Source organism: Burkholderia sp. CCA53 (assembly GCF_001685525.1).
Taxonomy (GTDB): Bacteria; Pseudomonadota; Gammaproteobacteria; order Burkholderiales; family Burkholderiaceae; genus Burkholderia; species Burkholderia multivorans.
Window position 1 is genome coordinate 630,778 of record NZ_BDDJ01000001.1, and the last position, 11,166, is coordinate 641,943.

Annotated in this window: 8 protein-coding genes, 1 other RNA gene and 1 pseudogene; 4 read left to right on the plus strand and 6 right to left on the minus strand. The window is 64.5% G+C overall.

The genetic code is table 11. The features are described from left to right. Nucleotides 1–95: 95 nt before the first annotated feature. The 4 genes from pheA to gyrA all read right to left on the minus strand — a co-directional run bounded on the left by pheA (nt 96) and on the right by gyrA (nt 5,777). A complete protein-coding gene (gene pheA / locus BCR55_RS02930) occupies nt 96–1,178 on the minus strand; it encodes a prephenate dehydratase (RefSeq protein WP_006400731.1) in 1,083 nt (360 codons plus the stop codon). A 35-nt stretch (nt 1,179–1,213) separates the two neighbouring features. Continuing rightward, nucleotides 1,214–2,296 (minus strand): 3-phosphoserine/phosphohydroxythreonine transaminase, encoded by a 1,083-nt coding sequence (gene serC, locus BCR55_RS02935; protein WP_006400732.1) that lies wholly within the window; start codon nt 2,294–2,296, stop codon nt 1,214–1,216. 174 nt (nt 2,297–2,470) lie between these two features. After that, the gene (locus BCR55_RS02940; RefSeq protein WP_006400733.1) at nt 2,471–3,070 is read right to left on the minus strand and encodes a DUF2059 domain-containing protein; all 600 of its coding nucleotides are present in this window, start codon (nt 3,068–3,070) and stop codon (nt 2,471–2,473) included. A 103-nt stretch (nt 3,071–3,173) separates the two neighbouring features. After that, a complete protein-coding gene (gene gyrA / locus BCR55_RS02945; RefSeq protein WP_012213844.1) occupies nt 3,174–5,777 on the minus strand; it encodes a DNA gyrase subunit A in 2,604 nt (867 codons plus the stop codon). A 523-nt stretch (nt 5,778–6,300) separates the two neighbouring features. Here gyrA and ompA point away from each other — a divergent pair. From ompA to ssrA, 4 genes are all read left to right on the plus strand, one after another. Then, nucleotides 6,301–6,969: an outer membrane protein OmpA gene (gene ompA / locus BCR55_RS02950; RefSeq protein ID WP_006400736.1), complete on the plus strand. Its 669-nt coding sequence runs from the start codon at nt 6,301–6,303 to the stop codon at nt 6,967–6,969. A 154-nt stretch (nt 6,970–7,123) separates the two neighbouring features. After that, nucleotides 7,124–7,822: a bifunctional 2-polyprenyl-6-hydroxyphenol methylase/3-demethylubiquinol 3-O-methyltransferase UbiG gene (ubiG, locus tag BCR55_RS02955; protein ID WP_006400737.1), complete on the plus strand. Its 699-nt coding sequence runs from the start codon at nt 7,124–7,126 to the stop codon at nt 7,820–7,822. A gap of 13 nt (nt 7,823–7,835) precedes the next feature. Then, a complete protein-coding gene (gene gph, locus BCR55_RS02960; RefSeq protein WP_065494155.1) occupies nt 7,836–8,552 on the plus strand; it encodes a phosphoglycolate phosphatase in 717 nt (238 codons plus the stop codon). Nucleotides 8,553–8,569: 17 nt separating this feature from the next. Next, nucleotides 8,570–8,939, plus strand: a transfer-messenger RNA (tmRNA) gene (gene ssrA / locus BCR55_RS02965). A 687-nt stretch (nt 8,940–9,626) separates the two neighbouring features. Here the strand turns inward: ssrA and BCR55_RS02970 are convergent. Together BCR55_RS02970 and BCR55_RS30035 are read right to left on the minus strand one after the other, a co-directional pair. Further along, nucleotides 9,627–10,871, minus strand: a pseudogene (locus BCR55_RS02970) (IS256 family transposase); the annotation flags it as partial. 30 nt (nt 10,872–10,901) lie between these two features. Continuing rightward, nucleotides 10,902–11,147 (minus strand): hypothetical protein, encoded by a 246-nt coding sequence (locus BCR55_RS30035; RefSeq protein WP_201776352.1) that lies wholly within the window; start codon nt 11,145–11,147, stop codon nt 10,902–10,904. Nucleotides 11,148–11,166 lie beyond the last annotated feature (19 nt).

Genomic DNA, 11,166 nt, shown 5'->3' on the forward strand with positions numbered 1-11,166 from the left:
CGGATGCCGCCCGAACCCGCCTTCGCAGCGCCGTCCGGCCTGCGCTGCGCGCGCCCTCGCGACACGCGCGCCGCGTGCGGGACGCGGCCGCACGCTCAGCGCGCGCGCGGATACGAACCGAGTATCTTCAGGAACGCGGCCTTCTGGCCGAGCTCCGCGAGCGCGGCCACGACCGGCGCGTCGTCGCGGTGCCCCTCGATGTCGATATAGAAGTAGTACTCCCACGTGCCGACGCGCGCCGGACGCGACTCGAAACGCGTCATCGACACGCCGTGCCGCGCGAGCGGCTCGAGCAGCTTGAACACCGCGCCCGGTTCGTTCTTCACGGAAACGATCAGCGACGTCTGGTCGTATCCGGTCGGACCGGCCGGCTGCTTGCCGATGATCACGAACCGCGTGCGGTTGTGCGGATCGTCCTGGATCAGCGAGAACGCGATCTGCAGCCCGTAATGCGCGGCCGCGCGATCGCCCGCGATCGCCGCGACGGTCGGATCGGCCGCCGCCTGCCGCGCGGCTTCCGCGTTGCTCGCGACGGCCTGCCGCTCGAGATGCGGCGCGTTCGCCGCGAGCCATTGCTGGCATTGCGCGAGCGCCTGCGCGTGTGCGCACACGCGCTTCACGCCGTCGAGCGTACCGCTCTGCGTGAGCAGATTGTGGTGGATCGGCAGTGCGAGCTCGCCGCTGATGAGCAGTTGCGTCTGCAGCAGCAGGTCGAGCGTGCGCGACACCGCGCCCTCGGTCGAATTCTCGACCGGCGCGATCCCGAACGATGCGGCGCCGGCCTCGACGGAGCGGAACACCTCGTCGATCGACGGACACGGCAGCCCCTCGATCGACTGGCCGAAATACTCGAACATCGCCTGTTCGCTATACGTGCCGACCGGCCCGAGAAACGCGACGTGGATCGTCTGCTCGAGCGCGCGGCTGGCGGCCATGATCTCGCGCCAGATCGCGCTGATATGCTCGCTCGCGAGCGGCCCGGCGCTCATGTCCTGCAGCCGCGCGATCACCTGCAGTTCGCGCTCCGGCCGGAACACCGGCGCGTTGAAATGCTTCTTGACCTCGCCGACCTCGAGCGCCACTGCGGCGCGCTGGTTCAGGAGCGTGATCAGCTGCGCGTCGATCGCGTCGATGCGGTCGCGCAGCGGTTTCAGGCGGGAATTCAGTTCGTCGTCCATGCGTTTTGCCGTGCTGTTTGAGCCGCGCGCCGCCGTCAGGCGCAGCGCTGCTCGAAGTCCTTCATGTACTCGACGAGCGCCTTCACGCCCTCGAGCGGCACCGCGTTGTAGATCGACGCCCGCATGCCGCCGACGGACTTGTGGCCCTTCAGCTGCAGCAGCCCGCGCGCCTTTGCGCCGGCAAGGAAGTCTTCGTTGCGCGATTCGTCGGCCAGGAAAAACGGCACGTTCATGCGCGAACGCACCGCCGGCTCGACCTTGTTCAGATAGAAGCTGCTCGCATCGATCGTGTCGTAGAGCAGCTTCGCCTTTTCGATGTTGCGCGCCTCGATCGCGCCGAGGCCGCCCTGCCGCTTCAGCCACTGGAACACGAGGCCCGCGATGTAGATCGCATACGTGGGCGGCGTGTTGTACAGCGAGTTGTTCGCGGCGACGGTCTTCCATTCGAACGCCGACGGGCAGATCGACAGCGCGCGGTCGAGCAGATCCTCGCGCACGATCACGACCGTCACGCCGGCCATCCCGATGTTCTTCTGCGCGCCGCCGAACAACACGCCGTACTTCGCGACGTCCATCGGGCGCGACAGGATGTGCGACGACACGTCGGCGACGAGCGGCACGTCGCCGAGATCGGGGATCTCGAACGTCTCGACGCCGTCGATCGTCTCGTTCGTGCAGAGGTGCACGTAGGCCGGATCGTCCGACAGTTGCCATTCGGCGAACGCCGGCGCGCGCGTGAAGCCGGCGTCCGTCTTGCCGGTTGCCGCGAGATGCGGCGTGCAGTATTTCTTCGCCTCGTTGAAGGACTTCTGCGACCACGAGCCCGTCACGACGAAGTCGGCCGTCTTGCGCGAGCCGAGCAGGTTCATCGGCACGATCGCGTTCTCCGCGATGCCGCCGCCCTGCAGGAACAGCACGCGATGGCTCGCCGGCACGTCGAGCAGCTCGCGCAGGTCGGCGAGCGCCGCCTCGTGGATCGACATGAATTCCTTGCCGCGATGGCTCATCTCCATCACGCTCATGCCGCTGCCGTGCCAGTCGAGCATTTCGTCGGCGGCCTGCCGCAGCACTTCCTCGGGCAGCGCCGCGGGGCCGGCGGAGAAATTAAAGACGCGCATCGTGAAAAACCTCGGGAGGGACGCGACCGGCGGGCTTGCCGCCTGTCATGCAATGCCAATGAGCCGCGCCGGAAAAGAAATGGCCGCTTGCGCTCGCGCGCAAACGGCCATTATCGCACTGTCATCAGGCTCCCGCCAAACGCGGCCGATCGGCCGGCGGCGTGCCCGGACCGCTTACTTGCCCGGCTTGACGGCCGCGACTTCCTTGTCGGCCTGGGCGCGCGTCGCCTGGATCGCTTGCGGCATGTACTTCTGCATCAGGCCGTTGACCACGTCGCGACCGACCTGATCCTGAACCTGGATGAACTTGCGGCCCGTCGGGCTCTTGTAGAACGTCGTCAGATCCTTGATCTCCGACGTGCTGTAGTACTTCGCGTACGCGTCGTACTGAGCCGACATCGCGTCGCTCTGGAACTGCTGCGTACCGAACACCTTGCCTGCGCTGTCGACCAGCTTCGGCACCGCGTTCTTCTGCAGCGTCGGAACGGCAGCCTGCTTCTGCTTGTCGTTCAGCGTCTTGTTCTCGGACAGTGCGTCCGACAGGATCGCCGGCACGAGCTGCTTCGCCTGCATCTCGGCGCTGTTGCCGATGGCCGACACGAGCTTCGGCGCGTCGATCGCGTCGAGCAGGTCCTTGATCGCCGCCTTCTTGTCGGCGTCGATCGGCGCAGCTGCCGCGGGTGCAGCCGGTGCGGAATTCGACAGCGCTTGCGCCATCGCGAACGTCGGCACCAGTGCAGCCAGCAGGACCAGTTGCTTGAATTGCTTTTGCATCATCACTCCCTCTTGGAAATATGAATGTTTTCTCGCCGATCGCAGCGTGCTGCGCTCACCCGCTTGCGCGGCACGCGTGCGGCGGCCCGAGAGTCTCATCCGTTCAGGCCTCGCCGTCCGACGCCTCGTCGGCTTCGCCGTCACCGTCCTCGGCCTCGGCGATCTGCTGCAGGCCAGAGAGCTTCGTACCCTCATCGAGACTGATGAGTGTAACACCTTGCGTCGCGCGTCCCATCTCGCGGATCTCCGACACACGCGTGCGGATCAGCACGCCGGCCGTCGTGATCAGCATGATCTGGTCTTCGGCGTCGACGAGCGTCGCCGCGACGACCTTGCCGTTACGCTCGGACGTCTGGATCGCGATCATACCCTTCGTGCCGCGGCCGTGGCGCGTGTATTCGGTGATCGGCGTGCGCTTGCCGAAGCCGTTCTCGGTCGCGGTGAGCACCGACTGGTCTTCGCTGCCGGCCACCAGCAGCGCGATGACCTGCTGCCCTTCGTCGAGCTGCATGCCGCGCACGCCGCGCGCCTCGCGCCCCATCGGCCGCACGTCGTTCTCGTCGAAGCGCACGGCCTTGCCGGCGTCGGAGAACAGCATCACGTCGTGCGCACCGTCGGTGATCGACGCGCCGATCAGGTAGTCGCCCTCGTCGAGGCCGACCGCGATGATGCCCTTCTTCATCGGACGGCTGAATGCCTCGAGCGGCGTCTTCTTCACGGTGCCGAGCGACGTCGCCATGAACACGAACTTGTCGGCCGAGAATTCCTTCACCGGCAGCACGACGTTGATCTTCTCGCCATCCTGCAGGGGGAACATGTTGACGATCGGACGGCCGCGCGAGTTGCGCGAGCCCTGCGGCACCTCGTAGACCTTGATCCAGTACACGCGGCCGCGGTTCGAGAAGCAGAGCATGTAATCGTGCGTGTTCGCGATGAACAGCGTCTCGATCCAGTCGTCTTCCTTCATCTGCGTCGCCTGCTTGCCGCGACCGCCGCGCTTCTGCGCGCGGTATTCGGACAGCGGCTGCGACTTCACGTAGCCCGCGTGCGACATCGTGACGACCATGTCCTGCGGCGTGATCAGATCCTCGGTGTTGAGCTCGGTCGCGTTCAGCTCAATCTTCGAGCGGCGCGCGTCGCCGAACTCGGCCTTCACCGTGGTCAGCTCTTCGCCGATCATCGTCGTGATCCGCTCCGGACGCGCGAGGATGTCGAGCAGATCGGAGATCTGCGCCATCACGTCGCGATACTCGCCGATGATCTTGTCCTGCTCGAGGCCCGTCAGGCGCTGCAGACGCATCTGCAGAATTTCCTGCGCCTGCGTGTCGGACAGCTTGTAGAGCCCGTCGCCCTGCATCCCGAACGCCGGGTTCAGCCCTTCCGGCCGATACGCCGCGCGGCCGCCGGCCGCCGCGTTCTCGGCTTCGGCGCGCGTGAGCATCTCGCGCACGAGCGACGAATCCCACGCCTTCGCCATCAGTTCCTGCTTCGCGATCGGCGGCGTCGGCGCGGCCTTGATGATCGCGATGAATTCGTCGATGTTCGCGAGCGCGACCGCGAGACCTTCGAGCACGTGGCCGCGTTCGCGCGCCTTGCGCAGTTCGTAGACCGTGCGGCGCGTCAGCACTTCGCGGCGGTGCGACAGGAAGCACTGAAGGATTTCCTTCAGGTTCAGCAGCTTCGGCTGGCCGTCGACGAGCGCGACCATGTTCATGCCGAACGTGTCCTGCAGCTGCGTCGCCTTGTAGAGGTTGTTCAGCACCACTTCCGGCACTTCGCCGCGCTTGAGCTCGATCACGACGCGCATGCCGCTCTTGTCGGACTCGTCGCGGATGTCGGAGATGCCCTCGAGCTTCTTCTCGTTGACGAGCTCGGCGATGCGCTCGAGCAGCGAGCGCTTGTTGACCTGGTACGGCAGCTCGTCGACGATGATCGCCATGCGCTGGCCGCGGTCGATTTCCTCGAAGTGCGTGGCCGCGCGCATCACGACGCGGCCGCGCCCGGTGCGGTAGCCGTCGCGCACGCCGGCGACGCCGTAGATGATGCCGGCCGTCGGGAAATCGGGCGCCGGGATGATCTCGATCAGCTCGTCGATCGTCGCGTCGGGATTGTTCAGCAGATGCTGGCACGCATCGACGACTTCGTTCAGGTTGTGCGGCGGAATGTTGGTCGCCATGCCGACCGCAATGCCCGACGAACCGTTGATCAGCAGGTTCGGGATCCGCGCGGGCAGGATCAGCGGCTGCATCTCGCTGCCGTCGTAGTTCGGGCCGAAGTCGACCGTTTCCTTGTCGATGTCGGCAAGCAGCTCGTGACCGATCTTCGCCATGCGAATTTCGGTGTAGCGCATCGCGGCGGCGTTGTCGCCGTCGATCGAGCCGAAGTTGCCTTGCCCGTCGACCAGCATGTAGCGCAGCGAGAAGTCCTGCGCCATCCGCACGATCGTTTCGTAGACCGCGCTGTCGCCGTGCGGGTGGTATTTACCGATCACGTCGCCGACGATACGCGCCGACTTCTTGTAGGCCCGGTTCCAGTCGTTGTTCAGTTCGTGCATCGCGAACAGTACGCGCCGGTGCACGGGCTTCAGGCCATCGCGGACATCCGGGAGGGCACGTCCGACGATCACGCTCATCGCGTAATCGAGATACGAACGGCGCATTTCCTCCTCGAGGGAGGTGGGCAGGGTCTCTTTGGCGAATTGATCCATGTATCCGTATCTTTTCGGAGCGAAGACGGGAACGCCTTTCGCGTGAGCGATGCATGCGCAACGCAACGCGAGATTCTAACATGCGCCCAACAGCCGCCAATTCGCCGCCCCTCTATATATAAATAGCGGAAATTTGCGCGGCGCCGGCTGCGCACTCGGCCGGCGCACCGCACGGTCGTGCGGCGATCTGTCGCGTCGCCGGCCGCGCCGGTAAACGACCTTCGCGTCCCGCGCAATTTTGCGGGTACGCCCTTGACAATTCCTGAAACTTACGGCAGGCCGGTGTTGCGCATGCACCACAATCGCGGAGACGATCTTGGGGTGGGGAGGATTTTTTTTCGTAGGAAGGGAACGATATGGCAAAATGCCAACGCACTGAAAGTTAGACGCTGCTCGAAGTCTACACAGAGCGGTGCCGCGTTTTTTGTGCCGCACCAATGTTATACTTCGAGCAATGTATGACTTGTCACCGTCAACAGGCTCGCAGTAAACCTGCGGTAATCTCAATTTCGAGAGGAGAAATATGAATAAACTTTCAAAGCTCGCGTTCATTGCAGCTACCGCAGTTATGGCTGCATCCGCTTCGGCACAGTCGGTGCCGGCGTCGCGTCAAGCCGTCAATGACAACTGGGTGAACGGCACGGGCGAATGGGTGTGGATGAACGGCACGAACGAGCTCTGCTGGCGTGACGCGTTCTGGACGCCGGCCACCGCCAACGCGAAGTGCGACGGCGCACTGGTCGCCCAGGCACCGCAGCCGCCGGTCGCTCCGGTCGCTCCGGCCATCACGAGCCAGAAGATCACGTATCAAGCCGACGCACTGTTCGACTTCGACAAGGCGACGCTCAAGCCGCTGGGCAAGCAGAAGCTCGACGAACTGGCTTCGAAGATCCAGGGCATGAACACGGAAGTGGTCGTCGCAACGGGCTACACCGACCGCATCGGTTCGGACAAGTACAACGACCGTCTGTCGCTGCGCCGTGCGCAAGCCGTCAAGTCGTACCTGGTCAGCAAGGGTGTCCCGGCCAACAAGATCTACACGGAAGGCAAGGGCAAGCGCAACCCGGTCACGACGGGCTGCAACCAGAAGAACCGCAAGCAACTGATCGCCTGCCTCGCACCGGATCGCCGCGTGGAAGTGGAAGTGGTCGGTACGCAAGAAGTGCAGAAGACGACCGTTCCGGCGCAGTAAGCCGCGGTTTTCGACTGCTTCAAAGCCCCGCTCCGGCGGGGCTTTTTCATTGACGCCCGTCCGGGCGCTCGCCGGTTCGCCGCTCGCCCGCATCTTATATACTCGGGACTGACGAACCGAAGCACCGCCCTCCTCCCGTATCCCGTTTGCCGACATGACCAACGCCGATCCGCACGAACTCCAGAAATTCAGCGACCTCGCCCATCGGTGGTGGGATCCGAATGCCGAATTCAAGCCGCTGCACGACCTGAACCCGGTCCGGCTCGCCTGGATCGATTCGCATGCGCATCTCGCCGGCAAGCGCGCGCTCGACGTGGGCTGCGGCGGTGGCATCCTGTCCGAATCGATGGCCGGCCTCGGCGCGCAGGTGAAAGGCATCGACCTGTCGACCGAAGCGCTCGGCGTGGCCGATCTGCACAGCCTCGAGAGCGGAATCACCGTCGACTATGAAGCGATCGCGGCCGAAGCGATCGCGGCGCGCGAGCCCGGTACCTACGACGTCGTCACCTGCATGGAAATGCTCGAGCACGTGCCGTCGCCGGCCGACATCGTCGCCGCATGCGCGACGCTCGTGAAGCCGGGCGGCTGGGTGTTCTTCTCGACGCTGAACCGCAACCTGAAGTCGTACCTGTTCGCCGTGATCGGCGCCGAATACATCGCGCAGATGCTGCCGAAGGGCACGCACGACTACGCGCGCTTCATCCGGCCGTCGGAACTCGCGGGCTTCGTGCGCGCGACCGATCTCCACATCGTCGAGATCAAGGGCATCACGTATCACCCGCTCGGCAAGCGCTTCGCGCTGTCGAACGACACCGACATCAACTACCTGGTCGCGTGCCGCCGCGCCGCGTAACCTGCCGACCCGCATGACGACTCCCCTTTCGCCCGCGCGGGACGTGCTCGACGCACCGCCCCTGCAGCACTGCGAAGCCGTGCTGTTCGACCTCGACGGCACGCTCGCCGATACGGCGCCCGATCTCGCGGCGGCCGTCAACAAGATGCAGCGCGTGCGCGGCCTGCCGGAAACGCCGCTCGACGCGCTGCGGCGCCTCGCGTCCGCGGGCGCGCGCGGCCTCCTCGGCGGCGCGTTCGGCATCACGCCCGAGACGCCCGGCTACGATGCGATGCGCGACGAGTTCCTCGCAAACTACGCCGCCGATATTTGCGTTCAGACGACGCTGTTCCCCGGCATTGCCGAGGTGCTCGACGAACTCGAAGCGCGCGGCGTGCGTTGGGGGATCGTCACGAACAAGGCGATGCGGCTGACCGCGCCGCTCGTCGAATTGCTGGGCCTCGCGTCGCGCGCGGCCTGCGTGGTGGGGGGCGACACGACGCCGCACTCGAAGCCGCATCCCGCTCCGCTGCTGCACGCGGCCGGCCTGCTCGCACTGGCGCCGGACCGCATCGTCTACGTCGGCGACGACCTGCGCGACATTCAGGCGGGCTACGCAGCCGGGATGGCGACGGTCGCGGCCGCGTACGGCTACTGCGGCGACGGCGCCGCGCCGGGCGACTGGCGTGCGCAGCACCTCGTCGGCACGACCGGCGAGCTGCGCGATCTGCTGCGCGATGTTGCGCTATAATGATCAATCTTATCCGCGGGGGCGACCTGGTTTCGACAGGGGTTGTGAAGCGGCTAGGGCATGTCGAGGACCCGTCACCTCGTTAATCAATGGGAAAAACGTAACTGCAAACGACGATACGTTCGCACTGGCAGCCTAAGGGCCGCCGTCCTCTGCCTAGTTCACTGACGGGCTAGCGTCGCAAGACCGGTAGCAATACCGCCAGAGGTCATATACGTCAGTTAAGCCTTGCCGGCGTCGCGACGGCCGGGTCGAAAACTTAGCGAATCGCCGTAGCGCAGCGTGTTCGTCCGCGTCGCTGCGGTTAAATCAAAAGACTGAACTAAACATGTAGAACTAGTCGTAGAGCGCTTCTGGACGCGGGTTCGATTCCCGCCGCCTCCACCACTTACCAAAAACCCAACCACTCTCGGTTGGGTTTTTTTCTGCCCGGAACGCCAGTGTTGGCGCGGTTCCGCGTCGATGTCTCGCGAGCGCCACCCAGCCGGGTGACCCCGTTTCGGCGTCCTTCCCGCCTCTCTGTCTCCGTTTTTCTCTGCTGGCCTCGTGAGCGTTCTCGGCCACACCTCCCGCATTCTTGCGGGTTTGCGCGGGGCTGGTTGTAGATTGCAACTGCTTCCCCCGGTCGGGCACCGAGAACGGAGAAACGCACGGAAGCCGCCCCGGCGGTGGCTTCCCGCAGGGAGGGCTTGGCTGTGGCCGAACCCCGGCGCAGGATGAGGCCGAACTACCAGGAGAACCGATGAGAACCGTGGAAGACGTGATGCCGATCCGCTCAGACGCCGAGTACCAGCAGGTGCTGGAGGCGATCAGGGCTGCGTCCGACGCGGCGACGAGTGATGAGCGTTTGTTGGCGCTACGGCAGCGCGCCGAGGCCTACGAGCGACGACTCCGGGTCGATCCGAAGCGCTTGCGCGCGCTGGAGGAACTCGCCGCGCAGGCGCAAGATTTGAAGATGGGGTACGACTGACGGCCGCCGCAGTGCGGCCGCCAGTTCATGCAACGGGGCCGAACAGCGCCGGAGGTATCCGGAATTTCGTGTGTGAGGCGGGTTGAGATTCGGACTCCAATGTTGAATCGTTCCGGGTAAAGCAGCGCGAACTGTGTCATCGCGCTCTTCCAATCGTGCCGAGAGCCGGTCCACTTGGCCACGACGTTGCGCAGCGCCAGCCAGATCAGTTTGAGCGCGGCCTCGTCCGACGGGAAGTGGCCGCGCGCCTTGATGATCTTTCGAAGCTGCATGTGCAGCGACTCGATCGCGTTGGTCGTATATACAATTTTCCGGATGTCAGGCGCGAAGGCGTAGAACGGAATCACCTGATCCCAGGCCCGGCGCCAGAGCGCGGCAATCGGAGGGTATTTCGTACCCCACGGGCTCGTATCGAACGCGTCCAGCGCCACGGCGGCCGCTTCGGCCGACGGTGCCCGATAGACCTCCTTGAGCGCCGCTGCGACCGATTTCCTGTCTTTCCAGCTGGCAAAGTCCAGCGAGTTCCGGATCAGATGCACGATGCAGGTCTGGACCGTCGTTTCCGGGAACACCGTGTTGATCGCTTCGGGGAAGCCCTTCAGGCCGTCGACCACGGCGATCAGGATGTCCTGCACGCCGCGCAGCTTCAGGTCGTTCACCACCCGCAGCCAGAACTTGGCGCCCTCGGTCTGCTCGATCCAAAGGCCGAGCACGTCGCGTGTGCCGTCGCGGCGCACGCCCAGCGCCAGGTAGATCGCCTTGTTGCGCACCACGCCTTCGTCGCGGATCTTGACTCGCAAGGCATCGAAGAACACGACCGGGTACATCGGCTCGAGCGGTCGCTGCTGCCATTCGCGCACTTCGTCGATCACGGCATCAGTCACCGTGCTGATGAAGTCCGGCGACACCTCGATGCCATACATGTCCAGCAGGAAGCCCTGAATCTCCCGCACGCTCATGCCGCGGGCATACATCGCGATGATCTTGTCGTCGAAGCCTGTGAAGCGTCGCTCGCCCTTGGCGATCAGCACCGGATCGAACGTGCCTTCGCGGTCGCGCGGAATCTCGACGTCGAGCAGGTCATTGTCGGTTGCGATGCGCTTGCGGCTGGTGCCGTTGCGATGGTTCGTGCGGCCCGCCGGCTTGGCATCGCCCTTCTCGTAGCCCAGGTGGTGGGTCAGTTCGCCGCCCAGCGCGCGCTCGAATATCGCCTTCTTCAGGGCCGCGAATTGCTCGTTGATCGTCGCCCGATCCAGCGTCCCGGGCACCAGTTGCTTGATGAGTTCCGGGTCCAGGTTCAATCCCTTGCCCGGTTCAATCGTCACTTCTTCCTTGCGTTTGCGTGGCATAAAGTGGCTCCTTGGCCATCAGTTTATGCCTCACACACAAAAGTTCGGATAGGCTCCCAGGCTGCCGAAGGACTGAAGCAATTGATCATTCCGCTCATCCTCAAAATCACGGCCTGCGGTTTGCAGCACTCCAATTCCAGGTCGTGCCTGCAGAGGGACAGGCATGCCGTTGGCCTCAAGCTCCGAGTCCTCGTGTAATGACAGATAAAGCTCACGGTCGCACTTTGTGCGGAGAAACATGGACAGAGTGCTTTTTGAAATTCGTTTCTTTGCCATAGTGATTAATCCGCACAGA